Consider the following 26047-nt stretch of genomic DNA (forward strand, 5'->3'; position numbering starts at 1 on the left):
CGGGCGCGGTATTATGCCTGCTTTGTCCGCAGGCATGAAAAGGCGCTCTGTCGGAAGTTCGGATTGAGGTAGTTACATGTCACCGTGGCTGACAGTCGTGGGAATCGGAGAAGACGGTTACAAGGGCCTGGGCAAGAACGCCCGACACGCCCTGCTGCACGCCGATCAGGTGTTCGGCGGTCCGCGCCAGCTGGCGTTGCTGCCGCCGTGCATCCGTGCAGAACGGCGTGCGTGGCCCAGTCCGTTCTCGCTGAACCCGGTGCTGGAGCAACGCGGTGCCGAAATCTGCGTGCTGGCCAGTGGCGATCCCATGCTGTTCGGCGTCGGAGCCAGCCTTGCACGCGTGGTCGCCATTGATGAAATGCGCATTCTGCCTGCGCCCTCCTCCTTTTCACTGGCTGCCGCCCGTCTGGGCTGGCCGCTGCAGGACGTTGTCACCCTGTCGGTGGTTGCCAGACCGGTGGCCGCGCTGAACGCGCACTTCCATCATGGCGTGCGTCTGTTGGTGCTGAGCAATGATGGCAGCAGCCCCGCAATGATCGCCGGTTTGTTGCGCGAGCGAGGCTTTGGCCCGAGCTGCATGAGCGTCCTCGAGCATCTGGGTGGCGAAGCCGAGCGGCGCGTCGAAGGGCTGGCCAGTGAATGGGGTAATCCCGATATTGCTGCGCTGAACCTGGTTGCCATTGATTGCCGCGCCGACGCCAGCGCACTGCGCCTGAGCACGTTGGCGGGCCTGCCGGACAGTGCGTTCGAGCATGACGGTCAGCTCACCAAACGCGACGTGCGGGCTATCACCCTGGCCCGCCTCGCGCCAGTACCGGGCGAGCTGCTGTGGGATGTCGGCGCGGGCTGCGGTTCTATCGGCATCGAATGGATGCGTGCGCACCCGACCTGCCGGGCCATGGCCATCGAAGCGGACGAGGGCCGTCAGCAACTGATCGAATTCAATCGCGACGCATTGGGCGTGCCCGGCCTGCAACTGGTACGTGGCAGCGCGCCACAGGCGCTGAACGGTCTGGAAAGACCGGATGCGATTTTCATCGGCGGCGGCGTGACCCGTATCGGCGTACTGGAAACCTGCTGGGAGCAGTTGCGCTCCGGCGGGAGGCTGGTCGCCAATGCCGTCACCCTGCAAAGCGAAGCTGCACTCATGGCCTGGCGCGAGCGGCATGGCGGCGAACTGACGCGTATTCACGTCGCCCACGCGCAACCCCTTGGCGAGTTCGACACGTGGCGCCAGGCCTTGCCGATCACTCTGCTGGACGTAGTCAAACCCTGATGCGCGAAGAAACCGCCGAACAGCCTGCGCCATTGCGCAGTGGCCTGACCACTGGCAGTTGCGCCACCGCAACCAGCCTCGCGGCGGCGCGACTGTTGCTCAGTGGGCAGGTCAGCGATGCGGTGGAGATCGTGTTGCCCAAGGGCAAACAGGTGCAGATGCGTCTGGAGTTCTGCCGGGTCGTGGATAACGTTGCCGAAGCCGGAACGCTCAAGGACGCCGGCGATGATCCTGACGTGACCCACGGCGCGCTGGTATTTGCGCGCGTCAGGCTGAAAGACGCACCTGGTGTGCACTTCATCGCAGGCACCGGCGTCGGCACCGTGACCCGCCCTGGCCTGGTGCTGGCGGTGGGTGAGCCGGCCATTAACCCGGTGCCCCGGCGCATGATGACCGAGCACCTGCTGCGGCTGGCTGAAGAACAAGGCTACAGCGGCGGTTTCGAGGTCACGATCGGTGTCGAGGGTGGTGAAGCACTGGCGCTCAAGACCATGAACCCGCGCCTCGGCATTCTCGGAGGGCTTTCGATTCTCGGCACCAGCGGAATTGTTCGCCCCTTCTCCTGCGCGGCCTACATCGCGTCAATCCACCAGGGTATCGACGTCGCCACCACCAACGGCTACCGGCATATTGCCGCCTGCACCGGCAACGCCAGCGAAGACACCATGCGCCGCGTGTACAACATTCCCGATATCGCCCTGATCGAGATGGGCGATTTTGTCGGCGCAGTGCTCAAGCACCTGCGCAAGGTGCCTGTGGATAAGTTGAGCCTGTGTGGCGGCTTCGGCAAGATCAGCAAGCTGGCAGCCGGCCACATGGACCTGCACAGCCGCCACTCGAGCATCGATTTGCCGCAACTGGCCCGGTGGGCAGCGGATATCGGCGCGGACGCAGGCCTGCAACTGCAGATTCGCGATGCCAATACCAGTCAGCAGGCGCTGGCGATGAGCGCTGCGGCGGGTGTGCCGCTGGGTGATGAAGTGTGTCGTCATGCGCTGGCGTTTGCCCGCAGCGTGGTGCCTGCGCAGGTCCGGGTCGAGGTCTTTGCCATCGACCGCCAGGGTGGAATCGTCGGTCAGGCGGGCGTCTTGCAAGAGGGGAAACACGCATGAAACGAATTCTGCTGCTGGGCGGCATTACCGAGGCCCTGGCGATTGCCAGAACGCTCGGGCCTGAGCATATCTACAGCCTGGCGGGCGTGGGACGGGTGCCGTCGGATCTGACCTGTCAGTTGAAGGTCGGCGGTTATGGCGGTGCCGAGGGCATGGCGCAGTACATTGGCGAACAGGGCGTAGACTTACTGCTGGACTCGACCCATCCCTATGCCGCGCAGATCAGCCACAACGCGGCGCGTGCGGCCAGGCTGGCTGGCATTCCCTGCTGGGCCTTGCGCCGCAGTGCCTGGCAGGCCGGTGCGGGTGATGACTGGCGCGAAGTGGCCGACTGGGCAGAACTGACCACTGCACTGGCCCCGTTCAAGCGTCCGCTGTTCACGTTGGGTCGTGAGCCCTTGCAGCACCTGAGTGAAATTCCGGCACACCAGTTCTGGACACTCAGAGCCCTGGACAGCTACCCCGGCAACGACCGCTGCGCGGTCATTGGCGCACGCGGCCCGTTCGTATTCGAAGACGAACGCCATTTGTTCGAACAACGCCGGATCGATGTACTGATCAGCAAAAACAGTGGCGGCCACTCCACCGAACCCAAACTTGAAGTCGCCCGCGACCTGGGCCTGCCCGTCCTGATCCTGAAACGCCCGCTGCTGGCTGATGTGGACCGGGTATTCTGGACGGTGGGTGAGGTACTTGAGGCGCTGGGGCTGGAAGAACGGCGCTAAAAAACCGGCCCACTCAGTAGTGCTTGAAGGTTTGCCTGCGTATTGCGGATGTCCAGGCGAGCTACTTGTCACTCCTTTTTAGAATCCTTCGGAGAATCCCCCTCGATGCTCAAAAAAGCACTCCTGCTGGCCGCATTAATGGTCTCAGCCAGCTTTGTCCAGGCCCATGAGTACAAGGCAGGGCCATTGCTGATTGGCCACCCCTGGTCAATGGAACTACCGCCCAACGCACCGACGGTGGCGGCGTATTTCACTATCGAGAACAAGGGTGACAGCGCCGACCGTCTGATCAGCGTCGAAACACCCATCGCCGGACAAGCGCAGTTGCATGAGCATGTGCACGCCGACGGGCTGATGAAGATGCAGCACGTTCAGGCGGTGGACATCCCGGCCGGTGCGAAGGTGAGTTTTGCGCCGATGGCCTGGCACGTGATGCTGCTGAACCTGAAAGACCGCTCGAAGCTGGTCGTCGGGCAGCGCTTCCCGATGACCCTGCATTTTGAAAAGGCGGGAGATGTAGAGGTGCAGGTCGTGGTACAAAAGCAGGCTCCGGAGCACCAGCACTGAGTAGTTTTACAGAGTGAGCACCCTGCGCCACGTTCGCCACAGACCAGCCCCCTGCAACAGAAAGGGTGCATGGCTGAGTCTGTTCGCCATGTTGATGATCTTTATCGGCCCACTGGTTTCCCAGTCGATGCCGATGGATCAGCACGCCGGCATGTCGATGTCCATGCCGGCCAGCATGGACATGTCGGCCGACAGCCATGCCCATCACGGCGGCGAGCACGCCATGCCCGCCGACGCAGGCATGAGCGATCACGCGCTGTGGGCGAAATGCGGTTATTGCACACTGCTGTTCAGTTGCCCGGCGCTGCCCCACGTACTGGAGCTGATCGCCGCCCCGCCCCCACGTCCCGGTGACTTCTTCGCCCTGCAGCCCCTGCAAGGGCATGCACACAAGGCCATCTTCCCCAATGCCCGAAGCCGGGCACCGCCAGCGCTCACCACGGCATAACCCGAAAAAGATTCCACGACAGCGCGCAGCTCAAGGCTGCGCGCCATTCGTGCTGTGTTATCCCTGACTGGGGAGCGTTTATCGTGTCCAAATCCTATGTCTCTTTTTACAACCTTGCGTGGCGATGGCATTTCTACGCAGGCCTGTTCGTAGCACCGTTCATGATCCTGTTATCGCTGACCGGCATCGTCTACCTGTTCAAACCGCAACTGGACAACCTGATGTACCGCGATCTGCTGAGCGTGGCACCGGCCGAGCACCGCCTCACTGCCGACGAGCTGCAACAGCGGGTGCTGACTGCTTACCCGCAAGCCAGCATCGGCAAGTATTTCCCGCCGTTGAGCGCCGAGGGCAGCGCGCAGTTTGTGGTCAGCGAGCAGGGCCGGGAGATGAATATTTTTGTTGATCCCTATCGCGGCGAGATTCTTGGCACTCAGGACGCCAAAAAGAACCTCCAGGCAATTGCCCGCGCCCTGCATGGCGAACTGATGATCGGCACGCTGGGTGACCGGCTTGTCGAGCTGGCGGCAGGCTGGGGCATCGTGCTGGTGGTCTCCGGACTGTATCTATGGTGGCCCCGAGGCCGTTCGGCTGCGGGCGTATTCTGGCCGCGCCTGACCGCCAAGGGACGCGTGCTATGGCGTGATCTGCACGCGGTTACCGGCTTCTGGGGCGCGTTGCTGCTGCTGTTCATGCTGTTGAGTGGCATGACCTGGACCGGACTGTGGGGCAAGCAATATGCAGCGGTATGGAATACCTTCCCGGCAGCCATGTGGACCGACGTACCCACGTCCGACAAGCAGGCTGGTGAGCTGAACAATGCCAGCGTGCAGACGGTACCGTGGGCCATGGAAAACACGCCGATGCCGGTTTCAACCGGGGAACATGCCGAGCACATGGACCACATGCATATGTCCAGCGCACCGGCAGCGCCGACAGTGTCATTACAGCGCATCGTCGACATTGCTCGCGCCAGAGAGATCGTCCCGGGCTATAGCATCACCCAGCCCAAGACCGCTGATGGCGTGTTCACGGTGTCGGTGTTCGCTGACGATCCGCGCGATGACGCGACGCTGCACATCGACCAGTACACCGGCAAAGTGCTGGCCGATGTACGCTACGTCGATTACAGCGCGGTATCCAAGGCCACCGAGCTGGGCGTGATGCTGCATGAAGGCAAGTTTTTCGGCTGGGTCAACCAGTTGTTGATTCTGCTGGTCTGCCTGATGGTACTGCTCAGTTCGGTCAGCGGTCTGGTGATCTGGTGGAAGCGTCGGCCTCAACGCGGGCTGGGCGTACCGCCATTGCGTCACGACCTGCCCCGCTGGAAAATGGCGACCGTGGTGATGATTGCCCTGGGCGTGATATTCCCTCTGGTAGGTATTTCGATGCTGATTGTCTGGGTGCTTGATCGAATAGTGCTCTCACGCTTTGCCAAAACAGCGGCAACAGCTTAGATTGCTTCCTGCGGGGCCTGAGACCACTGAGTGGCGTTGTGATGAATTCCTCCTCATACCCGGTTTCAGGCCCCGTCCTGCCTTATATCGCTCGTGTAATCGATACCTCCTCCGTTCCGGATCGCCTTGCTGCATTCATCGACCGGCTTTGGCCTGGATAGCGCTGCTTCGTCACCCCTGACGCCATCAAATCAAACACTTGGCCTACGCCTTCAGCGGATCGTTTATCCGGCGCACGAATCAGCGTCGCGCGCTCGAAAACGCAGGAGCGTCAGGCATGGGACAGCTGACCACCCGATCAAAGCCCGCACAGGCAACGCTAGACTTTCACCCTACGCACCATTGCAGCGCATCCGATGCACCCCTCGCCTCATGCCGATCCAGCGTGGTGCGCAGCCTCTCTGCTGCGCGACACATTCGTTCCATTTTGCGACGTCCGTGCATTGGCCCGACCTTGCTTACGCTTGAATAGAGCAACGTACGCACCACCGCAGAACCATCAAAAAAATGTACTAAGGGAGCCAGTCAATGAAGCGTCGCAGCCTAATCAAAGCCTTCACCTTGTCCGCATCGATCGCAGCCATGGGGCTGACCTGGACCGTTCAGGCTGCCGAGACCATCAAGGTCGGCATCCTGCATTCGTTGTCTGGCACCATGGCCATCTCCGAGACTTCGCTCAAAGACATGGCGCTGATGACCATTGATGAAATCAACGCCAAAGGCGGCGTCAATGGCAAGATGCTGGAGCCAGTGGTTGTGGACCCGGCGTCCAACTGGCCTTTGTTCGCAGAAAAAGGCCGTCAGTTGCTGACTCAGGACAAGGTTGCCGTGGTGTTCGGCTGCTGGACATCGGTGTCGCGCAAATCCGTATTACCGGTGTTTGAAGAACTCAATGGCCTGCTGTTCTACCCGGTGCAGTACGAAGGCGAAGAGATGTCGCCCAATGTTTTCTATACCGGTGCTGCGCCTAACCAGCAGGCCATTCCTGCCGTCGAATACGTGATGAGTGAAGATGGCGGTTCGGCCAAGCGCTTCTTCCTGCTGGGTACCGACTACGTCTACCCACGCACCACCAACAAGATTCTGCGCGCGTTCCTGCATTCCAAAGGCGTGAAAGATACCGATATCGAAGAGGTTTACACCCCGTTCGGTCACTCTGACTATCAAACCATCGTGGCCAACATCAAGAAGTTCTCTGCAGGTGGCAAGACAGCCGTTATTTCGACTGTCAACGGCGACTCCAACGTACCGTTCTATAAAGAACTGTCCAACCAGGGCCTGAAAGCCACTGACGTACCGGTTGTCGCTTTCTCGGTAGGCGAAGAAGAGCTGCGCGGCATCGACACCAAACCACTGGTAGGCCACCTGGCTGCCTGGAACTACTTTCAATCGGTGGAAAATCCGGTCAACAAGAAGTTCGTCGCTGACTGGACTGCCTACGCCAAAAAGAAAAACCTGCCAGGCGCTGACAAAGCCGTAACCAACGACCCTATGGAAGCCACTTACGTCGGCATCCATATGTGGGCTCAGGCAGTCGAGAAGGCCAAATCCACCGATGTGGACAAAGTACGTGAAGCCATGGCCGGACAAACATTTGCCGCACCGTCAGGCTTTACCCTGACCATGGACAAGACCAACCACCACTTGCACAAGCCGGTGATGATTGGCGAAGTCGAGGACAACGGCCAGTTCAACGTCGTATGGCAGACCAAAGAGCCGATCCGCGCGCAGCCTTGGAGCCCGTACATCCCTGGCAACGACAAGAAGCCGGACTCACCGGCGAAGAGCAACTGATGTGACGGGGCTGAAAGCACATTAACTCTCGCCCCTACGCTCCAGCGCTAGTCGTTACGCACACGCTCGCTCGACCTCAGGGTGGAACGCATTTTTTGTAGGAGCGGACTTGTCCGCGAAGAGAGCATTACATTCGCAGAGGATCTAGCGCTCATGACACCGCCTTCGCGGACAAGTCCGCTCCCACCCGACCTTGCTTTCCAGCCCCATCCGGGCGTGTGTATCACGCTGAGCGTGGAGCGTGATAACGATTTTGCACGAGCGGACTTGTCCGCTCCCATCCGACCTTGCTTTCCAGCCCCATCCGGGCGTGTGTATCACGCTGAGCGTAGCGTGAGAACGATTTTGCAGGAGCGGACTTGTCCGCTCCCACCCGGCCTTGCTTTCCAGCCCCATCCGGGCGTGTGTATCACGCTGAGCGTGGAGCGTGAGAACGATTTAGAGAGCAGGCGGCACCACACTGAATCAAGGCCATATTGATATGCCTTCTTATTTTTACCGTTTGACCTTCGCCATCAGCCTGCTGCTACCCTTAACCGTTCAAGCCGGCGATGCCAGTGATTTTGTAGCAGCCAGTTCTTCGCAACAGGCAGAACTACTGGAGACCTGGGCAGCCAAACCCGCACCGGAGCGCGTCGAGCTGCTCGAAGCGTTGCGCGATGGCCGTGTTGCCGCCGACAGCAGCAAGCGCGCCTGGATCGAAAACAACGATCAATACGTGGCCGTCGATGCACAGGCCCCTGCTGCCGCCGACGCACCGACACCTGACGAACCACGCAAATTGCGCTTGAACAACCGGCTGCGCGGCCTGGTTGAAACGGCGTTGGCCAGCCACCAGTTGCTGGCAGCCGATACGCGCCTGCGCATGTCGGCCGCGCTGCAGTTGCAAAAGAGCGCTCGCCCTGCACAACTGGAACTGCTGACCGAACGTGTCGCCAGCGAAACCGACTCCAGTGTTAAAAGCGCACTCACCCTGGCGCTGGCCAACCTGCAACTGGTCGATTCCAGCCCGACGGTGCGTCTGGCCGCGGTACGACTGCTGGGCGAAACCGGCGACCCGCTGGCGCGTACCCGCCTTGAATCATTGCTGACACCGGGCGTTGAAACCGACGCGTCGGTAAGCGTGGCCGCTGAAACCAGTCTGGCGCAGGTCAAACGCAAGCTGATGATCGGCGAAATCCTTGGCCAGGCGTTCAGCGGCATGTCACTGGGCTCGATCCTGCTGCTGGCGGCGCTGGGCCTGGCGATCACCTTCGGTCTGCTCGGCGTGATCAATATGGCCCATGGCGAGATGCTGATGCTGGGCGCCTATTCAACCTACGTTGTGCAATTGATGCTGCAGCGCTACGCGCCAGGTGCCATCGAGTTCTACCCGCTGATCGCGCTGCCGGTGGCGTTTTTCGTCACCGCGGCTATCGGCATGGCCCTGGAACGCACGGTGATTCGTCATTTGTATGGCCGCCCACTGGAAACCCTGCTTGCTACCTGGGGCATCAGCCTGATGCTGATTCAGGCGGTGCGTCTGGCCTTTGGTGCGCAGAACGTCGAAGTCGCCAACCCGCAATGGCTGTCTGGCGGCCTGCAGGTGTTGCCGAACCTGGTACTGCCCTACAACCGCATCGTGATCATTGCTTTTGCACTGTTCGTGGTGGTGTTGACCTGGCTGTTGCTGAACAAAACCCGACTGGGCCTGAACGTACGGGCGGTGACCCAGAACCGCAACATGGCAGCCTGCTGCGGCGTGCCGACCGGACGCATCGACATGATGGCCTTCGGTCTGGGCTCAGGTATCGCGGGGCTGGGAGGCGTCGCCCTTAGCCAGATCGGCAACGTGGGCCCTGATCTTGGCCAAAGCTACATCATCGACTCGTTCCTGGTGGTGGTGCTCGGTGGTGTCGGGCAACTGGCAGGCAGTGTGATGGCGGCTTTCGGGCTGGGTATTGCCAACAAGATTCTCGAACCGCAAATCGGCGCTGTATTGGGCAAGATCCTGATTCTGGCGCTGATCATTCTGTTTATCCAGAAACGTCCGCAAGGCCTCTTCGCATTGAAAGGACGGGTGATCGACTGATGAGCCAGCCATTGATCGTAACTGCCGCGCAAAAAGCCGGCCCGAAAGGCACGCTGACCGCAGGCATTTTGATTTTGGCAGTGCTGCTGGCACTGCCGCTGCTGTCGCTGTTGCCTGCCGACAACAGCTTTCAAGTATCGGCCTACACCCTGACACTGGTGGGCAAGATCCTCTGCTACACCATTGTTGCCCTGGCGCTGGACCTGGTCTGGGGCTACGCCGGGCTATTGTCGCTGGGCCACGGCCTGTTCTTCGCGCTGGGTGGCTATGCCATGGGCATGTACCTGATGCGCCAGGCGGCAGGCGAGGGTTTGCCTGCGTTCATGACCTTCCTGTCGTGGACCGAGCTGCCGTGGTACTGGGCAGGCACCGACAACTTCCTCTGGGCAATGTGTCTGGTGGTATTGGCACCCGGGCTGCTGGCGCTGGTGTTCGGCTTCTTCGCCTTCCGCTCGCGGATCAAGGGTGTGTACTTTTCAATCATGACCCAGGCGCTGACCTTTGCCGGCATGCTGCTGTTCTTTCGCAACGAGACCGGCTTCGGTGGCAATAACGGATTCACCAACTTTCGCAGCATTCTGGGCTTCAGCATCAGTGCACAAGGGACCAGAGCCGCGCTGTTTCTGGCGACGGTCGTATTGCTGGTGGCCAGTCTGTATATCGGCTGGCGCCTGGCGCAGAGCAAGTTTGGCCGGGTGCTGACAGCGCTGCGCGACGCGGAAAACCGCCTGATGTTCTGCGGTTACGATCCACGCGGTTTCAAACTGTTCGTCTGGGTTCTGAGCGCCGTGCTGTGCGGCCTGGCTGGAGCCTTGTATGTGCCGCAGGTCGGCATTATCAACCCCAGCGAAATGTCGCCGACCAACTCCATCGAAGCCGCTGTGTGGGTAGCCTTGGGCGGCCGTGGCACGTTGATCGGACCGTTGCTGGGCGCGGGCCTGGTAAACGGCATGAAGAGCTGGTTCACCGTGGCTTTCCCGGAGTATTGGCTGTTCTTCCTCGGCGCGCTGTTCATTATCGTCACGCTGTACCTGCCCAAGGGCGTGATCGGCTTGCTGAAGAAAAGGAGCGAGCAATGAAAACCACCCCGACCCCGTCGTTCATGCTTGAACCGATTCTGGCACCCAATTCCGATGCGGGCACCAGCCGCGACGCTGTGGGGCTCGGTAAAAGCGCTGGCAAGGGCCTTAACACCCGTCACGGCACAATCCTCACCCTGGAAGATATCAGCGTCAGCTTCGACGGTTTCAAGGCACTGAACGACCTGAATCTGTACATCGGCGTGGGTGAGCTGCGCTGCATTATCGGGCCCAACGGCGCAGGCAAGACCACGCTGATGGATGTCATCACCGGCAAAACCCGGCCCAGCCACGGCAAGGCCTGGTTCGGCGAAACGCTGGACCTGACGCAGATGAGCGAAGTGCAGATCGCCCAGGCCGGTATAGGCCGCAAGTTCCAGAAGCCGACGGTATTCGAGGCCTTGAGCGTGTTCGAAAACCTTGAACTGGCACAGAAGACCGACAAATCGGTATGGGCCAGCTTGCGTGCACGGTTGAACGGGGAACAGCAGGACAGCATCAATCAGGTGCTGGAAACGATCCGCCTGACCCATTCGATGCACCGCCCGGCGGGCTTGCTGTCCCATGGCCAGAAGCAGTTTCTGGAGATCGGCATGCTACTGGTTCAGGACCCGCAATTACTGCTGCTCGATGAACCCGTGGCGGGCATGACCGACGCCGAAACCGAATTCACCGCCGAGCTGTTCAAAGGCCTGGCCGGCAAGCATTCGCTGATGGTGGTCGAGCACGACATGGGCTTCGTCGGTTCGATTGCCGACCACGTCACCGTGCTGCACCAGGGCAGCGTATTGGCCGAAGGCTCGCTGAACGACGTGCAGGCCGACGAACGCGTCATCGAAGTGTATCTGGGGCGCTAGCGCGATCAGTAGCAAGCTGGAACAACGTCTGCTTTTTCTTGAAGCTTGAAGCTTGCGGCTTGAAGCTCAATTGCAATTTATGAGGCTCCCATGCTCACTGTTAGCCAACTCCACCAATACTACGGCGGCAGCCATATTCTTCGCGGCCTGTCGTTTGACGTGAAGGTCGGTGAAGTCACCTGCCTGCTGGGGCGCAACGGCGTGGGCAAAACCACGCTCCTGCGCGTGCTGATGGGCCTGCTGCCGTCGAAGGAAGGTTCGGTGCACTGGGAAGGCAAGGCGATCACCCACTTCAAGACACATCAGCGGGTGCATGCCGGGATCGCTTACGTGCCGCAGGGCCGGGAAATATTCGGCCGGCTGACGGTCGAGGAAAACCTGTTGATGGGCCTGTCACGCTTTCCCGGCTCCGAGGCAAAGGAAGTGCCGGCCTTTATCTATGAGCTATTCCCGGTGCTGCTACAGATGAAGCATCGTCGTGGCGGCGACCTGTCCGGCGGCCAGCAGCAGCAACTGGCGATAGGCCGGGCGCTGGCGAGCCGTCCCCGCTTGCTGATTCTCGACGAGCCCACCGAAGGTATTCAGCCCTCGGTTATCAAGGAGATAGGCGCGGTGATCAAAAAACTGGCCGAACGGGGCGACATGGCGATTCTGCTGGTCGAGCAGTTCTACGACTTTGCGGCAGAACTGGCCGATCAGTACCTGGTGATGTCGCGAGGAGAAATCGTTCAGCACGGCCGTGGCGAAAACATGGAGAGCGAAGGGGTTCGCGGTCTGGTCACTATTTGATGCGCCAATCCGTTATCGTGCAGCACTCGACAAGCCAATGAAGACATCATGAATCTGCCTGCCAACACCGCCCTTTTCACCCCCAACTGGCATGCCGAGCTGGAATTGGGTTACGGCCGTTTCGATGACAGCACACGCCCGACGCAGCGTCGTCACAAGGGGCCGCTGCGGGTCCAGAAGCATCTCTACGCCGAAGGGCCTGAAGTGTGCCAACACATCATCGTTCATCCACCGGGCGGCATCGCCGGGGGTGACCGGCTGGATATTTCAGCCAATGTCGGTGGCGGTGCCTGGGCACAGCTGACCAGCCCCGGTGCGGCCAAATGGTATCGCGCCGCCAGCCCGGCCTTTCAGCAACTGGAATTGCACGTGCAGCCCGGTGCAACGCTGGAGTGGCTGCCGCAGGAAACCATCGTATTCAGCAATGCCCAGGCCGAACTGACCACTCGCATAGAACTGCACGGTGATGCGAAGCTATGCTACTGGGATGTTGTGGCACTGGGCAGGCCAGCCAGTGGCGAGCGCTTCGAGCACGGACATTTTCAGTCGCACCTGGATATCCATCGCGACGGCGCATTGCTCTGGCATGAGCGGCAACGCATTATCGGTGGCGACGGGCTGCTGGATTCGCCCATCGGCCTGAACGGTAAAACGGTGTTCGCTACCCTGCTTATGACGGGCGAGCCGGGCAGTGATCTGCTTGAAGCCTGCCGGTCGCTGGCGATGCTCAACCCGGTCCAGGGCGACCTGACCCAATTGCCGGGGCTTGTAGTGGCGCGCTGCCTGGCAGACGAAGCGCTGCATGCAAGGGCCTGGCTGATAGAAGTCTGGAAACGACTGCGCCCTGCCTTGTTGGGCCGAGAGGCGGTAACGCCGAGAATCTGGAATACATGATGGCTGGACGCATGGCGTCCAGGGCGGCATTCCCGCGCCAGCTCGGGAACGATCAACCACCGAATATGAAGAAGCGGAAAACCTATGGACCTGACGCCACGCGAAAAAGACAAGCTGCTGATTTTCACCGCCGGACTGGTTGCCGAACGGCGTCTGGCGCGCGGCGTGAAGCTCAATTACCCGGAAGCCATGGCTTACATCTCTGCGGCACTGCTGGAAGGTGCGCGTGACGGGCAGACCGTTGCCGATCTCATGCACTACGGCACGACACTGCTGAGCCGCGATCAGGTCATGGAAGGTATTGCGGAAATGATCCCGGAGATTCAGGTGGAAGCCACCTTCCCGGACGGCACCAAACTCGTCACCGTGCACCAGCCGATTGCCTGAAGGAATGATCATGCAAGACGTGATTCGCGATGCGCTGCCGGATGATCTGCCAGGCATTCTGACCATCTACAACGACGCCGTGCTCAACACCACGGCTATCTGGAATGAACAACCGGTCGATCTGGCCAATCGTCAGGCCTGGTACGCATCTCGCCAGAGCCAGGCGTACCCGATTCTGGTGGCTGTCGACAGCGCAGGCGAAGTGCTGGGCTATTCGTCGTTTGGCGACTGGCGCCCCTTCGAAGGATTTCGCCATACAGTGGAACATTCGGTCTATGTTCGTGCAGATCAGCGCGGTAAAGGACTGGGGCCACGCCTGATGGGATCGCTGATCGAACGGGCCAGAGCCTGCGACAAGCACATGATGGTGGCCGCTATCGAGAGCGGCAACGCAGCCTCCATCGCCCTGCACGATCGCCTTGGTTTCAAGACCACCGGACAAATGCCGCAAGTCGGCACCAAGTTCGGCCGCTGGCTGGACCTGACCTTCATGCAACTCGATCTGTCGCCCGACGCTCCGGCACCTGCTTCGCAAGCCCCCTCCTCCTTATAGAGAGCACGCCATGAACCCAGCACAGCTGCGCCGCGTTACTGCAGAAAGCTTCGCGCATTACCGCCAGGGCCTGGCGCAACTGCTGTTCGAAACGGTTCACGACGGGGCGTCGGTCGGTTTCATGGCCGACCTGGACATGGCGCAAGCCTGCAACTGGTGCGATGAACTCAAAGCCGACGTCGCCTCAGGTAATCTGCTTCTTTGGGTAGTGGTCGAAAACGAGCATGTTCTGGCCAGTGCGCAACTGTCGTTGTGCCAGAAACCCAACGGCCTGAACCGTGCAGAGGTACAGAAACTGATGGTGCAGCCTGCCTCTCGCGGGCGCGGCCTGGGCAGACAACTGATGGAAGCTGTCGAGCAGGCGGCCGTGAAGCATAAACGCGGCTTGCTGCACCTGGACACCGAAGCTGGCTCGACGGCTGAAGCGTTCTACCGTTCGCTGGCCTACAACCGCCTCGGCGAGCTGCCGGATTATTGCGCCACACCGGACGGTCGCTATCGGCCGACCGCCATTTATTTCAAAACCTTGGGGCAACCGACATGATCCCTGGTCAATACCAGATCCAGCCCGGCGACATCGAACTCAACGCCGGACGCCGCACCCTCAGCCTGACCGTTGCCAACAGCGGTGACCGGCCGATTCAGGTGGGCTCGCACTTCCATTTTTTCGAAACCAACGACGCACTGAGCTTTGATCGCGCCGCCAGTCGAGGCATGCGCCTGAACATTCCGGCCGGTACCGCCGTGCGCTTCGAGCCTGGTCAGTCCCGAGAAGTCGAGCTGGTGGACCTGGCCGGATTGCGCAAAGTCTACGGCTTTGGCGGGCGAGTGATGGGCGATCTTGATTGAAGCCTTTTTGAATACCGTTCCTACGCTGCGCGCTCAGAGCTATACACAAATCTGCTTTTGATTCTGGCCGGAGGCCGTAGGCCGTAGGAGCGAACTTGTTCGCGAAGAAGCCGGTACAGCCTACCGAAACAGGGTGTTCGGACTAATGTCTTGGTGAGCAATGCGGATCGCCGCTCCGGTCACTCCCACAGGGATCTAATCAGGACGTGTGTATGACGATGGGCACTCGGCACGAGGATCAAAAGCTTTGACGACTAACGACTTGCAGCTTGCCGCTGGTCGCTTTGAAAAACTTACAGTTTGCGGCCTGCAGCTTGCCGCTCTGAATCCGAGGTACGAGAGATGAAGATAAGCCGACAAGCCTACGCAGACATGTTCGGCCCCACCGTCGGCGACAGGGTTCGCCTGGCCGATACCGAACTGTGGATCGAGGTCGAAAAGGACTTCACCACCTACGGCGAAGAAGTGAAGTTCGGCGGCGGCAAGGTCATCCGTGATGGCATGGGCCAAGGCCAGCTAATGGCCGCCGACGTGGTCGATACGCTGATAACCAACGCCCTGATCATCGACCATTGGGGCATCGTCAAGGCCGACGTCGGCGTCAAGAACGGGCGTATCGCGGCCATCGGCAAGGCTGGTAACCCGGACATCCAGCCAGACGTGACCATTGCGGTGGGCGCGGCCACCGAAGTCATTGCCGGTGAAGGCATGATCCTCACCGCTGGCGGCGTCGACACGCACATCCACTTCATCTGCCCACAACAGATCGAAGAAGCGCTGATGAGCGGCGTGACGACCATGATCGGCGGCGGCACCGGCCCCGCCACAGGCACCAACGCCACCACTGTCACACCCGGCCCGTGGCATATGGCGCGCATGCTCCAGGCCTCGGACTCGTTTCCGATGAACATCGGTTTCACCGGCAAGGGCAACGTCAGCCTGCCCGGTCCGTTGATCGAGCAGGTCAAGGCGGGTGCCATCGGTCTGAAGCTGCACGAAGACTGGGGCACCACGCCTGCGGCCATCGACAATTGCCTGAGCGTTGCCGACGAATACGACGTGCAGGTCGCGATCCACACCGACACCCTCAACGAGTCTGGCTTTGTCGAGACCACCCTGGCCGCGTTCAAGAACCGCACGATTCACACCTATCACACCGAAGGTGCCGGTGGCGGTCATGCACCGGACATCATCAAGGCCTGCGGTTCGCCGAACGTGCTGCCGAGTTCGACCAACCCGACGCGCCCGTTCACCCGCAACACCATCGACGAACATCTGGACATGCTCATGGTCTGCCACCACCTGGACCCGAGCATCGCCGAAGACGTTGCGTTCGCGGAAAGCCGCATACGCCGCGAGACCATCGCCGCCGAGGACATCCTTCACGACCTGGGTGCCTTTTCGATGCTCAGCTCCGACAGCCAGGCCATGGGCCGGGTTGGCGAGGTGATCATGCGTACCTGGCAAACTGCAGACAAAATGAAGAAACAGCGAGGTCCACTGCCGCAGGACGGCCAAGGCAACGACAACTTCCGCGCCAAGCGCTACATCGCCAAATACACCATCAACCCGGCGATCACCCACGGCATCAGCCATGAAGTGGGCTCCATCGAAGTCGGCAAATGGGCAGACCTGGTGCTCTGGCGCCCGGCGTTCTTCGGCGTCAAACCGACCCTGATCCTCAAGGGCGGGGCCATCGCGGCCAGCCTGATGGGCGATGCCAACGCTTCGATTCCGACACCGCAACCGGTTCATTACCGCCCGATGTTCGCCAGCTTCGGCAGTTCGCTGCACGCCACCAGCCTGACCTTCATCAGCCAGGCGGCATTCGACGCAGGCGTACCGGAGTCACTGGGCCTGAAGAAGCAGATCAGTGTCGTCAAAGGCTGCCGCAGCGTGCAGAAGAAAGACCTGATCCACAACGATTACCTGCCGGACATCGAAGTCGACCCGCAGACCTATCAGGTCAAGGCCGATGGGGTGTTGCTGTGGTGCGAACCGGCAGATGTGCTACCAATGGCGCAGCGGTATTTTCTGTTCTGAATCAGCAAGGGCATTCGGTCCAGAAGGCCCTTCAATATTTACTGCTCAGTTATTCTTGGAGGCTAAGCAACTCGTTGAGCTTGGTTCTGAACCAGAACTTCAGATGAAAATCAGCGGTTTCCTCAATCTTTTTACCGCTCTTGAAAAAGATGACGGTTGGTGTAACGGTGACATTGTAGTTTTGGGCTGTCGCTGGGCTAGTGTCCACAGGTACACGAAGCATGATGACCCTCCCTGCAAACTCAGGCGCTAGCTCATCGAGAATTGCCCCAGTCCGTGTACTGTTGTTCGCTTCAACGTGGTCATTAACGCCGGGGTTGCTGAATTCCAACACCACCAATGGGCTGATTGCAGTCCATTGGGAACTGAAGTCCGCATCGTTCTTAACGACCCGGACCTGGGCTGCTTTGTTGTGGTAATTCAGAAGTGTTTCTTTAGGTTCCAATATTTTCAGCGACTGCAGCGTATCGTTGATAGCATCCAGTACCCCCAGATCCTGGGGGGTGTCGGTGCCCTGCAATGCTCGCTGCAATGGGAGAAAAACGCTCAGTTTTCCTGTCACTACGTCGTCGAGCTCGCTGACTTTTCCGTCGGCCAGTTTCTGCTGGGCACGCGTTATACGCTCTTCGACGAAGGCTGTGAGTTCTGTGTTCGACATGGTCATTCTCCAATTACGAAGCGGGTAGCAATTCATCCAGGATTTGCGTCATCCGTTCTTTGGTTTGCTGGCCGACAGGGTCTTCCCTTGCTCTTGCGCCACCGTTGAAGAAAACCATCGTCGGACCATGATTTATCTGATATTCAGTCGAAGTCACCGGATTCGAAGAGTCTTTGAGATCCGAATCCAGTTCGATCTCGACCCTGACCAAGCTGACCTTTCCGGCATATTTCTCTTCCAGCGCATCAAAAATGGCATCCATTCTGGTACTGGCGTTTTCCTCGCCTCGCTTACTTACCTTCCCTTTCGTCGAGAATTCCACCACCACGAGCCTTTGGTTGCTCGCCTCAATGACATCCTTCTGAAAGGTCGAATCAGTAACTGTCATGACACTCAAGCTCAGGGCGTCCATTCGATTAACCTGCCGAATGAACATAGGCCCCATAGAAATCAGCGTCTACTGACAGAAATGACAGTAACACTCTGTTTGTCGTGCTCTGTAAAGGCGATAATATGCGCCATCTTTCGTCACGCCTCTCCAGCAAGGTACTCGGCCATGCGCCTTTCCGAATTCATCGTTGTTCATGTGGATCGCATTGTCGACGAATGGGAAGACTTCGCCAGAACCCTGAAACCTGCTGCCGACTCGATGAGCAAGCTGGAGCTACGCGATCACGCCAAATCGATTCTGCTGGCAGCGGTACGCGACATGAAAACCGCGCAGAGCAAAAGCGAGGAGATTGCCAAGGCCAGAGGCGAAGATCTAAACAAGACGCCAAGCCTGGACGAAGCGGCCAGCAGCCATGGCGAATTGCGCCATGAAGTCGGTTTCGATCTGGTACAGATGACTTCCGAGTTCCGGCACCTGCGTGCCAGCGTCATCCGCTTGTGGGTCGAAAGCCTGACCGAGCCGCAGCTCGCCGATTTTCAAGAAGTGATCCGCTTCAACGAAGCCATTGACGAAGCGCTTGCCGAGTCCACTGCCGCCTATGCCGAACGGGTCGGCCGCTCCCGGGACATCTTTCTCGCCATCCTGGGCCATGATCTGCGCGCACCACTCCAGGCCGTCAGCATGTCCGCCGAATTGCTGGCCCGCAAGATATCTCCGGATGAGAAAGCCCAGTCATATATCTCGCGCATTCAACTGAGCACCCGCCACATGGGCGCGATGGTCGGCGACCTGCTCGAGTTCGTGCGCAGCCGTCTGGGTGCCGGGCTGCCGGTCGAGCGTAAGTACATGGACCTGGCGCATGCCTGTCGCGAAGCCATCGAGGAAGCCTGCGCCGGACATCCAAACTCTATTCCGGTACTTGAAGTTGCGGGCGACACGAAAGGCCACTGGGACGGGGCACGGATAGGCCAGTTGCTGCAAAACCTGATCGGCAATGCCATGCAGCATGGTGCAGCCACCCACGAAATCAAGGTCAGGATCAGCGGCAACCCGAACACCGTCGAGCTCGTTGTGCATAACGAAGGCAGGCCGATTGCCGAAGATGCAATCGGCACCATCTTCGATCCGCTGGTGCGCAGCACACATGAAGACAGTGAGACACGCAACACCTCGACGAGCCTCGGGCTGGGTCTGTTCATCGTCAAGGAAGTGGTCAACGCCCACAGCGGCAGCATCACCGTGACCTCGACCATAGACGAAGGCACCACGTTTACCGTGGTGCTGCCCAGAACCTGACTCAGGCTGTCGATCGAGCAGTGGCGCTATCCTTTCAGCCCTTCCACTGCGCCCTTGGATCGAACGAAGAACTGTCTGCCAGTTTCTGCCAGAGCGCCCGGGTAGCCTCGTCGGTATGCTTGGGCACAACGATTTTCAGTTGAGCGTAAAGATCGCCTCGCTCGCCACTCTTGTTCATCAACCCGTTACCCTTGATGCGCAGACGCTGACCGTTCTGACTGTCAGGGCGGATGGTCAGGTTGATTCTGCTGTTCAGTGTCGGCACAGCGACCTTGGTGCCCAGCACCGCTTCCCAAGGGGCCAGAGGGACGGTGATGACCAGATCATGACCCTCGACCTCGAACAGAGGGTGCGGAGCCAGGCGAATGATCAGATACAGATCGCCATTCGCACCGCCGCCCACACCGGGCGCGCCTTGCCCCTTGAGACGAATGCGCTCGCCATCGACAACACCGGCGGGAATCTTCACATTCAGGGTTTTGGTGATGTCACTCATGCGCTGCCCGTTGGGGCTGTGCTGAGGCACCTTGAAACTGACCTGCTTGGACTCTCCCGACAGGGTTTCCTCAAGGAAGACCGCCAGTTCCATCTCCACGTCCTGCCCGGTACGCCCCGGATTGCGGGTGCGGCCGCCCTGCTGTGGCCGGCCACCGAAAATGGAGCTGAAAAACTCTGAAAAGTCTGCGGTTTCCTCGAAGCCGCCTGCCCCTGCGCCAGCCCGGCTTTGCCAGCCTGGCGGGGTCTGGAACGGGCGCCCCTGGCGACCGTACTTGCGCAGCTCATCGTACTCGGCGCGCTTTTCAGGGCTGCTGAGCACTTCGTAGGCTTCGGACGCTTCCTTGAACTTGTCTTCGGCGCCTGCTTCCTTGCTGACGTCAGGGTGATACTTGCGCGCCAACTTGCGATAGGCGGTCTTGATTGCCTTGTCGTCAGCAGTCGGCTCCACGTCAAGTATCTTGTAGTAGTCTTTGAAATCCATGTAACGATCACCCATCCGAATTATCCGGCAAAGCCAGATACGCTGGCGTCACGCGCCCAGCTCCCTCTATTCAGGAGGTATCTGGATTACCTAACGTCGAAAAATGTACAGATAGCCGGCCGTCCTTGCAGACAGGTCGATAGCTCGACAACGCAGCGTTCGACAACCAGGTCTACCGAGAATCCCTTCAAGATTGGGGGTAATGGGCTTCAGTTCAAGCCTTGGCAGCAAATACAGCCAGGTAAATATAAGCGACGTGTCGCGCTACGCAATTTGCCCGCGCTGGCATAAACTGCGCGGCCGTTTTTTGACTGGAACGTAAAAGACATGAATGACCAATCCCCGGCCCGTGCCTGCGGCATCGACTTCGGCACGTCCAACTCCACCGTCGGCTGGCAACGACCCGGCGTGGAATCGTTGATCGCGCTGGAGGACGACAAGATTACCCTGCCATCGGTGGTGTTCTTCAACATGGAAGAACGCCGCCCTGTGTATGGCCGGCTGGCGCTTCACGAGTACCTGGAAGGCTATGAAGGCCGTCTGATGCGCTCGCTCAAGAGCCTGCTGGGCTCAAAGCTGATCAAGCATGACACCAGCGTGCTGGGCACGGCGATGCCGTTCAAGGATTTGCTGGCCCTGTTTATCGGCGAGCTGAAAAAACGCGCCGAGCGCACGGCCGGACGCGAGTTCGAGCACGTGGTGCTGGGCCGCCCCGTGCATTTCGTCGATGACGACGCACAGGCCGATCAGGAAGCCGAAGATACGCTGGCCGAAGTCGCCCGCAAGATCGGGTTCAAGGAGGTATCGTTCCAGTTCGAACCTATTGCTGCGGCATTCGATTACGAGTCCACCATTCAGGACGAGGAACTGGTGCTGATTGTCGACATCGGCGGCGGTACATCGGACTTCTCGCTGGTGCGCCTGTCACCCGAGCGACGCCTGCACGACGATCGCCAGCAGGACATTCTTGCCACGGGTGGCGTGCACATCGGCGGGACCGACTTCGACAAGCAGCTGAGCCTGCAAGGTGTGATGCCGCTGTTCGGTTACGGCAGCCGCATGAAAAGCGGTGCCTACATGCCGACCAGCCATCACATGAACCTGGCGACCTGGCACACGATCAATGCCGTGTACTCGCAAAAGTCGCAATTGGCGCTGGGCAGCATGCGTTACGACATCGAGGACACCGGCGGCATTGATCGCCTGTTCAAGCTGATCGAGCAGCGCGCCGGACACTGGCTGGCCATGGAAGTGGAAGAAACCAAAATCCAGCTGACCCATGCTGAAAACCGTCACTTGCCGATGGATCGAGTGGAAGCAGGCTTGAGCGTGGACCTGAGCCGGGCGATGTTCGAAGCGGCCATCGACGCCCAGCTTGAGCGGGTGCGCAACAGCGTGACGAAACTGCTGAACGATGCAGGCGTGAGTGTCGAGCAGGTCAATACGGTGTTCTTCACCGGCGGCTCAAGCGGCATCCCTGCGCTGCGCAACAGCGTCTCGGCCATGCTGCCCAACGCCCGCCACGTCGAAGGCAATATCTTCGGCAGCATCGGCAGCGGCCTGGCGATTGAAGCGAAGAAGCGGTACGGCTAGGGCACCACCAGAGGTGTTCTCTCGGACACCTCTCATTGCTGTGCGCTATTGTGGCCTTGTGGGAGCGAGCTTGCTCGCGAAGGCGATGGTTCAAACGCCCTGTTTCTGAGGACTGTACCGGCCTCAGTCAGTCAGCTAGCCATATCACATCAGCCTTAAACCAACCCTTCCTTCTGCAACTCGCTCTTCAGATACGCATAATAAATCGGCCCTGCCACCACACCCGGCAGGCCGAATGCGGCTTCGAACAGCAGCATCGCCAGCAGCAACTCCCACGACTTGGCATTGATCTGCCCGCCGACGATGCGCGCATTGAGAAAATACTCGACCTTGTGGATCACGATCAGATAACCCAGCGCCGCCAGGGCGACCCAGATCGAGATCGACATGCCGACAATGAAGATCAGTGTGTTCGACATCAGGTTACCCACCACCGGCAGCAGGCCGAGCAGGAAGGTCATGATGATCAGAGTCTTGGTCAGCGGCAGATGAATCCCGCACAGCGGCAGGACGATAGCCAGGAATACCGAGGTAAACGCCGTATTGAGCAGAGAAATCTTGATCTGGGCGAATACGATATTACGAAACGCGCGGCTGACCAGATACAGACGATCAAACAGTGCGGCTGCCAGCGGCTTGCGCACATGGTCCGCGGAAATGCGCTGCAAGGCGATGATCGCGCCCAGCACCATGCCGATCAGCATGGTGACAAACATATGCGCCGCGCCCTTGCCGATCAGCTGTAGCTCACCCACATGCTTCTGCAGCCACTGCCCGAGGGACACCTGAAATTCTGCCGCACTGGCAGGCAGGTAAGCATCGATAAACGGTGGCAACTGACCACGGGCACGGTCCACCAGGGTCATGAACTTGTCCAGCGAGGCGCCGGGGTTTTCGGCTTCATGCAGCACAAAGCTGATGGCACCGGCAAAGATCAGCGTCAGCAGGCTGACGATTATCGTGCCCAGCAACGCCACCGCCACCCAGCGCGCACGCTCGCCGGAGATCAGACGCTGCAACTTGGGGGTCAACATGTTGACCAGCTCGAAGACCAGCAGACCGGCCAGCAGACTGGGCAACAACTTGAACGGCAACACTGCCAATAGACCGCCAAACACAAGAATCCAGCTGGCGATTAAGACCTGACGCGCAGAAAACGTTGGCATAGACCCTCAGAGGGCAACACAAGGAAGGTGGGCAGTCTGCCAGCCTTCTCAACCGAGAACCAGTGATCCGAAAGCAGGAAAAAACAAGGCACGACCCTCTTCCCGATGATCGGCTCGATAACGGCGCGAAAGTGCAGTGTTTACTGCACCCGCGCCTGGTGCTTGCGGTGAAGGCTGGCGTCGTAAAATTATTTCTTCTTGAGACAATCACTCATGAAGCTCTTGCGCGCGTCACCTTTGAGCGCCTGGCTGCCCGCCGTCGCGTTACAGGTTTTCATTTTGTCCTGCTGAGTGGCCGCTGGCGGCGGCGCAGCTTTCAGGCACGTGCTCATGAACGCTTTGCGCTCGTCGCCCTTCAACGACCTGGCGCTGGCGTCGGCATTGCAGGTGGTCATCTTGTTCTGCTGCGCGGTCGCAGCGAAACCCTGAGCAGACAACATAAGGCCAACGAGCAACAAAGGAATACCGAGCTTCTTCATCGATCCACTCTCCATATCCACTGCACCGGGCGGCACAGGCTGAGATTCAGTGTAGTCAGCTGTTGCGTCCCGTGACGGGGCACCGTGCATCGCCGCTGGCATTCTCGACAAACAGGCGGATAATTGCGCCTCGCTTTAACGATGATCCTCCCATGCAATACGCTTTTCCACTGATCACAGTCCTTATCTGGGCGGTCAATACCGCCGTTACCAAGGCGTCTGCCGGCGTAATCTTTCCGGCTGAAATAGGTTTCTATCGCTGGGCGCTGGCAGGCGTGTTGTTTACGCCTTTCATGCTCGGGCCCGTCTGGGCGAACCGTGCCGCGATCAAACCGGTGCTGGGCAAGATTTTCATCCTCGCCGTGCTCGGCACCGCGATGTATCAGAGTCTGGCGTATTTCGCTGCCGGCCTGACGACCGCAACCAATATGGGAATCATCCAGTCGCTGGTGCCGATGATGGCGCTGGGGCTGTCGATAGCCTGCCTGGGTAATCGGCTGACCTCGGGGGCGTTGCTGGGCGCTGTGCTTTCATTTGCAGGGGTGGTGGTTGTGGTGTCGGCGGGCAACCCTGCTGCGTTGATCGAGCATGGTGTCAATCGGGGGGACGCGATGGTGCTGGTGGCAGCGGCTTCGTACGCGGTGTACAGCACGCTGCTGAAGAAGTGGCAGTTACGCCTGCCACCCCTGCAACTGCTTTACGTACAGATCCTGCTGGCGCTGGTGGTATTGTTGCCACCCTTTGTCTTCTCGGAAAAAACCGGCTTGAACGCCAGCAACATCCCGATGGTGCTGTATGCAGCCATTCCAACGTCAATGCTCGCGCCCTGGCTGTGGATGACGTCGATCATGCGTCTGGGTCCCAGCCGCACAACACTGTTCTTCAACCTGATGCCGATCGCCACGGCATTGATCGCTGCGGCGACACTGGGCGAACAACTGGCGCTCTACCACCTGATCGGTGGCGCGCTGACCCTGTGCGGAGTCGTCCTCGCAGAACGCTGGACGACTCCGCTGCGGTCAAAAGCAAGTTAAGCAGTCGCGCTGCCTTCGCTGCCCTCCAGACTATGAATCGACACATCAGTGATTCCGGCAGCGTGAGGCATGCCGGCCTCACCGCCCGGCACCTCATCCAGCTCGACATGGTGCTTGAGCGCCAGCTCGTGCACCACTTCGATAATAGGCACATCCAGATTTTCGATTACGTCTACGTGGTGCTCGCCCAGCAAGGTGTACTCGATTTCATACAGTTCTTTATCGCTCATCGCATCTTCCTGGCCGTCACAAAGGATCGGCTGATTAACGAACTACGGTCTGCACAACCTTACCGATGACCGAGCCCAGGGCCGGACCCTAGTGTCCGACCGTGCCATCAGATTGACCCCGTCCTTTCACGAACGTGCGAGCGAATATTCAAAGGGTCGCCTCGCCGTCAGCGGTACTGCCGTATCGCCATCTTTTTTTCGAACTCTTACCCCGGTTTCCTGCTCAAAGCGCTACCGGGCCAAGACCGGCTCTGACATGTGGAGCAATAACGATGTACAAGAAAATCTTCGCGGCGACTTTTGTATTGGCGACGATGGCTGGCTGCAGCAACACAACCGTGCAGAACCCGGTGGACTACGTCACTTATCGCAATGAGCCATTGGTCAAGCAGGTCGAGAACGGCATGACGCGCCAGCAGGTCCTGACCATCGGCGGCGAACCGTCGAGCACCATCGAGCGTAAGGTCAACCCAGGCACCTGCAACAACTACGTCATGAACAAAGACGGCCACAAACAGGTTTACCATGTCAGCTTCAACAGCGACGGCCGTGTAACCAACAAAGGTTTCATGACCTGCGAACAGCGCGAGAAGAACGAAAAAGCGATGTAACTGAAGCAACTGATGTAACTGAAGCAACCAAGGAAGCCCGACGCGCAATGCGTCGGGCTTTTCCGGCATTCATGTTTATAGATAAAAGCGCAATTAGACATTGCGTTTAGAAATGCTGTTGACGGCTTGTAACCTCTGTAAAAACTTGTTGTCATGGCCGCCCACCGCAGAATGACCGGGCGGCACCGCTGATTACCAAGGAGAGGTTCGTATGGCTTTCGACGCTTTTATTCAGATCGCAGACATCCCGGGCGAGGCGCTGGACGAGAAGTACAGCAAATGGATCGAAATCACCGGTTATAACTTCGGCGTCAACCAAAGCACCTCTGCCACCGCCAGTTCCTCGGGCGGCGCGTCATCCGGTCGTACCACCATGACCAACTTCACGTTCACCAAATACCTCGACAGCGCCAGTTGCAAACTCATGGAAGCCAGTTGCGCAGGCCAGCACCTCAAGGAAGTCAAGCTGGTCCTCTGCCGCGCAGGCACCGACAAGCTCAAATACTACGAAGTGGTGCTTGAGGAAGTCATCATCGCCGACTACACACAGAGCGCGAGCTCCGGCATCCCCATCGAAATCGTACAGCTCAATTACGGCCGTATCAAAACTACCTACACCCTGCAGAAACGTGTCGATGGCACAGCAGGCGGTAACGTGGCCGGCGGATGGGACCGGATCAATAATAAAAAGTACTCGTGAGTTACG

At 59.3% G+C, this 26047-nt stretch carries 28 protein-coding genes; 22 read left to right on the plus strand and 6 right to left on the minus strand.

Annotation, left to right across the window (positions count from 1 at the left end; all coding sequences use genetic code 11):
• The first annotated feature begins 76 nt into the window (after window positions 1–76).
• The 17 genes from MME58_RS22660 (at window position 77) to ureC (ending at window position 16904) form a co-directional block, all read left to right on the plus strand.
• A complete protein-coding gene (locus tag MME58_RS22660) occupies window positions 77–1279 on the plus strand; it encodes a bifunctional cobalt-precorrin-7 (C(5))-methyltransferase/cobalt-precorrin-6B (C(15))-methyltransferase (RefSeq protein ID WP_055004768.1) in 1203 nt (400 codons plus the stop codon).
• Window positions 1279–2391 (plus strand): cobalt-precorrin-5B (C(1))-methyltransferase, encoded by a 1113-nt coding sequence (locus MME58_RS22665; protein ID WP_055004769.1) that lies wholly within the window; start codon window positions 1279–1281, stop codon window positions 2389–2391. The genes MME58_RS22660 and MME58_RS22665 overlap by 1 nt, the downstream gene beginning before the upstream one ends.
• Entirely contained in the window at window positions 2388–3116 is a 729-nt protein-coding gene (locus MME58_RS22670; RefSeq protein WP_055004770.1) for a cobalt-precorrin-6A reductase, read from the plus strand. Before MME58_RS22665 ends, MME58_RS22670 begins: the two co-directional genes overlap by 4 nt.
• A 105-nt stretch (window positions 3117–3221) precedes the next feature.
• Window positions 3222–3683 carry a copper chaperone PCu(A)C gene (locus tag MME58_RS22675; RefSeq protein WP_054986605.1) on the plus strand — a complete coding sequence of 154 codons (462 nt, stop codon included), beginning with the start codon at window positions 3222–3224 and terminating at the stop codon, window positions 3681–3683.
• 73 nt (window positions 3684–3756) lie between these two features.
• Entirely contained in the window at window positions 3757–4131 is a 375-nt protein-coding gene (locus MME58_RS22680; RefSeq protein ID WP_371904921.1) for a DUF2946 domain-containing protein, read from the plus strand.
• An 83-nt stretch (window positions 4132–4214) separates the two neighbouring features.
• On the plus strand, window positions 4215–5588 hold the full coding sequence (locus MME58_RS22685) for a PepSY-associated TM helix domain-containing protein (protein ID WP_055004771.1): 1374 nt from the start codon (window positions 4215–4217) through the stop codon (window positions 5586–5588).
• Between the two features lie 528 nt (window positions 5589–6116).
• Window positions 6117–7382, plus strand: a complete 1266-nt coding sequence (urtA, locus tag MME58_RS22690) for an urea ABC transporter substrate-binding protein (RefSeq protein WP_054986608.1) — start codon at window positions 6117–6119, stop codon at window positions 7380–7382.
• A 481-nt stretch (window positions 7383–7863) separates the two neighbouring features.
• Window positions 7864–9453 (plus strand): urea ABC transporter permease subunit UrtB, encoded by a 1590-nt coding sequence (gene urtB / locus MME58_RS22695; RefSeq protein WP_055004772.1) that lies wholly within the window; start codon window positions 7864–7866, stop codon window positions 9451–9453.
• A complete protein-coding gene (gene urtC, locus MME58_RS22700) occupies window positions 9453–10532 on the plus strand; it encodes an urea ABC transporter permease subunit UrtC (RefSeq protein WP_055004773.1) in 1080 nt (359 codons plus the stop codon). The genes urtB and urtC overlap by 1 nt, the downstream gene beginning before the upstream one ends.
• Window positions 10529–11389 carry an urea ABC transporter ATP-binding protein UrtD gene (urtD, locus tag MME58_RS22705; protein WP_054986611.1) on the plus strand — a complete coding sequence of 287 codons (861 nt, stop codon included), beginning with the start codon at window positions 10529–10531 and terminating at the stop codon, window positions 11387–11389. Before urtC ends, urtD begins: the two co-directional genes overlap by 4 nt.
• 90 nt (window positions 11390–11479) lie before the next feature.
• Complete coding sequence (gene urtE / locus MME58_RS22710; RefSeq protein ID WP_054986612.1) at window positions 11480–12178, plus strand: urea ABC transporter ATP-binding subunit UrtE; 699 nt, start codon at window positions 11480–11482, stop codon at window positions 12176–12178.
• 48 nt (window positions 12179–12226) lie between these two features.
• Entirely contained in the window at window positions 12227–13072 is an 846-nt protein-coding gene (locus MME58_RS22715; RefSeq protein WP_055004774.1) for an urease accessory protein UreD, read from the plus strand.
• Between the two features lie 84 nt (window positions 13073–13156).
• A complete protein-coding gene (gene ureA, locus MME58_RS22720) occupies window positions 13157–13459 on the plus strand; it encodes an urease subunit gamma (RefSeq protein WP_054986614.1) in 303 nt (100 codons plus the stop codon).
• 10 nt (window positions 13460–13469) lie between these two features.
• Window positions 13470–14012 (plus strand): GNAT family N-acetyltransferase, encoded by a 543-nt coding sequence (locus MME58_RS22725; protein ID WP_055004775.1) that lies wholly within the window; start codon window positions 13470–13472, stop codon window positions 14010–14012.
• Window positions 14013–14022: 10 nt separating this feature from the next.
• The gene (locus tag MME58_RS22730) at window positions 14023–14556 is read left to right on the plus strand and encodes a GNAT family N-acetyltransferase (protein WP_054986616.1); all 534 of its coding nucleotides are present in this window, start codon (window positions 14023–14025) and stop codon (window positions 14554–14556) included.
• Window positions 14553–14861 carry an urease subunit beta gene (locus MME58_RS22735; RefSeq protein ID WP_055004776.1) on the plus strand — a complete coding sequence of 103 codons (309 nt, stop codon included), beginning with the start codon at window positions 14553–14555 and terminating at the stop codon, window positions 14859–14861. The genes MME58_RS22730 and MME58_RS22735 overlap by 4 nt, the downstream gene beginning before the upstream one ends.
• Window positions 14862–15203: 342 nt before the next feature.
• Entirely contained in the window at window positions 15204–16904 is a 1701-nt protein-coding gene (gene ureC, locus MME58_RS22740; RefSeq protein ID WP_055004777.1) for an urease subunit alpha, read from the plus strand.
• A gap of 49 nt (window positions 16905–16953) precedes the next feature.
• On the opposite strand, the gene MME58_RS22745 is transcribed toward ureC, so the two are convergent.
• The gene (locus MME58_RS22745) at window positions 16954–17562 is read right to left on the minus strand and encodes a thioredoxin family protein (RefSeq protein WP_055004778.1); all 609 of its coding nucleotides are present in this window, start codon (window positions 17560–17562) and stop codon (window positions 16954–16956) included.
• A 13-nt stretch (window positions 17563–17575) separates the two neighbouring features.
• Window positions 17576–17974, minus strand: a complete 399-nt coding sequence (locus MME58_RS22750; RefSeq protein ID WP_233591001.1) for a thioredoxin family protein — start codon at window positions 17972–17974, stop codon at window positions 17576–17578.
• Between the two features lie 144 nt (window positions 17975–18118).
• Here MME58_RS22750 and MME58_RS22755 point away from each other — a divergent pair, with 144 nt between their 5' ends.
• Complete coding sequence (locus MME58_RS22755; protein WP_055004779.1) at window positions 18119–19249, plus strand: sensor histidine kinase; 1131 nt, start codon at window positions 18119–18121, stop codon at window positions 19247–19249.
• A gap of 34 nt (window positions 19250–19283) precedes the next feature.
• On the opposite strand, the gene cbpA is transcribed toward MME58_RS22755, so the two are convergent.
• Window positions 19284–20228, minus strand: coding sequence for a curved DNA-binding protein (gene cbpA / locus MME58_RS22760; RefSeq protein WP_054986654.1), 945 nt, complete (start codon window positions 20226–20228; stop codon window positions 19284–19286).
• 327 nt (window positions 20229–20555) lie between these two features.
• Here cbpA and MME58_RS22765 point away from each other — a divergent pair, with 327 nt between their 5' ends.
• Complete coding sequence (locus MME58_RS22765) at window positions 20556–21821, plus strand: Hsp70 family protein (RefSeq protein ID WP_054986620.1); 1266 nt, start codon at window positions 20556–20558, stop codon at window positions 21819–21821.
• Between the two features lie 155 nt (window positions 21822–21976).
• On the opposite strand, the gene MME58_RS22770 is transcribed toward MME58_RS22765, so the two are convergent.
• Both MME58_RS22770 and MME58_RS22775 read right to left on the minus strand, forming a co-directional pair.
• Window positions 21977–22987, minus strand: a complete 1011-nt coding sequence (locus MME58_RS22770) for an AI-2E family transporter (RefSeq protein WP_054986621.1) — start codon at window positions 22985–22987, stop codon at window positions 21977–21979.
• Window positions 22988–23175: 188 nt separating this feature from the next.
• Window positions 23176–23466: a PsiF family protein gene (locus MME58_RS22775; RefSeq protein WP_054986622.1), complete on the minus strand. Its 291-nt coding sequence runs from the start codon at window positions 23464–23466 to the stop codon at window positions 23176–23178.
• Window positions 23467–23618: 152 nt separating this feature from the next.
• Between MME58_RS22775 and MME58_RS22780 the strand changes: the two genes are divergently transcribed.
• Window positions 23619–24500, plus strand: coding sequence for a DMT family transporter (locus MME58_RS22780; protein ID WP_055004780.1), 882 nt, complete (start codon window positions 23619–23621; stop codon window positions 24498–24500).
• On the opposite strand, the gene MME58_RS22785 is transcribed toward MME58_RS22780, so the two are convergent.
• Window positions 24497–24730, minus strand: coding sequence for a hypothetical protein (locus tag MME58_RS22785; RefSeq protein WP_054986624.1), 234 nt, complete (start codon window positions 24728–24730; stop codon window positions 24497–24499). The two genes, MME58_RS22780 and MME58_RS22785, sit on opposite strands and share 4 nt — an antisense overlap.
• A 272-nt stretch (window positions 24731–25002) precedes the next feature.
• Here MME58_RS22785 and osmE point away from each other — a divergent pair, with 272 nt between their 5' ends.
• Together osmE and MME58_RS22795 are read left to right on the plus strand one after the other, a co-directional pair.
• The gene (gene osmE, locus MME58_RS22790; protein ID WP_054986625.1) at window positions 25003–25341 is read left to right on the plus strand and encodes an osmotically-inducible lipoprotein OsmE; all 339 of its coding nucleotides are present in this window, start codon (window positions 25003–25005) and stop codon (window positions 25339–25341) included.
• A 211-nt stretch (window positions 25342–25552) separates the two neighbouring features.
• Window positions 25553–26041 (plus strand): Hcp family type VI secretion system effector, encoded by a 489-nt coding sequence (locus MME58_RS22795; protein WP_005736826.1) that lies wholly within the window; start codon window positions 25553–25555, stop codon window positions 26039–26041.
• Window positions 26042–26047 lie beyond the last annotated feature (6 nt).

The sequence above is a fragment of the Pseudomonas syringae pv. tagetis genome (assembly GCF_022557255.1).
In the GTDB taxonomy this organism is placed as follows: Bacteria; Pseudomonadota; Gammaproteobacteria; order Pseudomonadales; family Pseudomonadaceae; genus Aquipseudomonas; species Aquipseudomonas caricapapayae.

What these genes read in the sequence shown, in the direction of transcription:
- MME58_RS22660 (WP_055004768.1), top strand. Translation starts at nt 77, where the DNA reads ATGTCACCGTGGCTGACAGTCGTGGGAATCGGAGAAGACGGTTACAAG.
- MME58_RS22665 (WP_055004769.1), top strand. Translation starts at nt 1,279, where the DNA reads ATGCGCGAAGAAACCGCCGAACAGCCTGCGCCATTGCGCAGTGGCCTG.
- MME58_RS22670 (WP_055004770.1), top strand. Translation starts at nt 2,388, where the DNA reads ATGAAACGAATTCTGCTGCTGGGCGGCATTACCGAGGCCCTGGCGATT.
- MME58_RS22675 (WP_054986605.1), top strand. Translation starts at nt 3,222, where the DNA reads ATGCTCAAAAAAGCACTCCTGCTGGCCGCATTAATGGTCTCAGCCAGC.
- urtA (WP_054986608.1), top strand. Translation starts at nt 6,117, where the DNA reads ATGAAGCGTCGCAGCCTAATCAAAGCCTTCACCTTGTCCGCATCGATC.
- urtB (WP_055004772.1), top strand. Translation starts at nt 7,864, where the DNA reads ATGCCTTCTTATTTTTACCGTTTGACCTTCGCCATCAGCCTGCTGCTA.
- urtC (WP_055004773.1), top strand. Translation starts at nt 9,453, where the DNA reads ATGAGCCAGCCATTGATCGTAACTGCCGCGCAAAAAGCCGGCCCGAAA.
- urtD (WP_054986611.1), top strand. Translation starts at nt 10,529, where the DNA reads ATGAAAACCACCCCGACCCCGTCGTTCATGCTTGAACCGATTCTGGCA.
- urtE (WP_054986612.1), top strand. Translation starts at nt 11,480, where the DNA reads ATGCTCACTGTTAGCCAACTCCACCAATACTACGGCGGCAGCCATATT.
- MME58_RS22715 (WP_055004774.1), top strand. Translation starts at nt 12,227, where the DNA reads ATGAATCTGCCTGCCAACACCGCCCTTTTCACCCCCAACTGGCATGCC.
- ureA (WP_054986614.1), top strand. Translation starts at nt 13,157, where the DNA reads ATGGACCTGACGCCACGCGAAAAAGACAAGCTGCTGATTTTCACCGCC.
- MME58_RS22725 (WP_055004775.1), top strand. Translation starts at nt 13,470, where the DNA reads ATGCAAGACGTGATTCGCGATGCGCTGCCGGATGATCTGCCAGGCATT.
- MME58_RS22730 (WP_054986616.1), top strand. Translation starts at nt 14,023, where the DNA reads ATGAACCCAGCACAGCTGCGCCGCGTTACTGCAGAAAGCTTCGCGCAT.
- MME58_RS22735 (WP_055004776.1), top strand. Translation starts at nt 14,553, where the DNA reads ATGATCCCTGGTCAATACCAGATCCAGCCCGGCGACATCGAACTCAAC.
- ureC (WP_055004777.1), top strand. Translation starts at nt 15,204, where the DNA reads ATGAAGATAAGCCGACAAGCCTACGCAGACATGTTCGGCCCCACCGTC.
- MME58_RS22745 (WP_055004778.1), bottom strand. Translation starts at nt 17,562, where the DNA reads ATGTCGAACACAGAACTCACAGCCTTCGTCGAAGAGCGTATAACGCGT.
- MME58_RS22750 (WP_233591001.1), bottom strand. Translation starts at nt 17,974, where the DNA reads ATGGACGCCCTGAGCTTGAGTGTCATGACAGTTACTGATTCGACCTTT.
- MME58_RS22755 (WP_055004779.1), top strand. Translation starts at nt 18,119, where the DNA reads ATGCGCCTTTCCGAATTCATCGTTGTTCATGTGGATCGCATTGTCGAC.
- cbpA (WP_054986654.1), bottom strand. Translation starts at nt 20,228, where the DNA reads ATGGATTTCAAAGACTACTACAAGATACTTGACGTGGAGCCGACTGCT.
- MME58_RS22765 (WP_054986620.1), top strand. Translation starts at nt 20,556, where the DNA reads ATGAATGACCAATCCCCGGCCCGTGCCTGCGGCATCGACTTCGGCACG.
- MME58_RS22770 (WP_054986621.1), bottom strand. Translation starts at nt 22,987, where the DNA reads ATGCCAACGTTTTCTGCGCGTCAGGTCTTAATCGCCAGCTGGATTCTT.
- MME58_RS22775 (WP_054986622.1), bottom strand. Translation starts at nt 23,466, where the DNA reads ATGAAGAAGCTCGGTATTCCTTTGTTGCTCGTTGGCCTTATGTTGTCT.
- MME58_RS22780 (WP_055004780.1), top strand. Translation starts at nt 23,619, where the DNA reads ATGCAATACGCTTTTCCACTGATCACAGTCCTTATCTGGGCGGTCAAT.
- MME58_RS22785 (WP_054986624.1), bottom strand. Translation starts at nt 24,730, where the DNA reads ATGAGCGATAAAGAACTGTATGAAATCGAGTACACCTTGCTGGGCGAG.
- osmE (WP_054986625.1), top strand. Translation starts at nt 25,003, where the DNA reads ATGTACAAGAAAATCTTCGCGGCGACTTTTGTATTGGCGACGATGGCT.
- MME58_RS22795 (WP_005736826.1), top strand. Translation starts at nt 25,553, where the DNA reads ATGGCTTTCGACGCTTTTATTCAGATCGCAGACATCCCGGGCGAGGCG.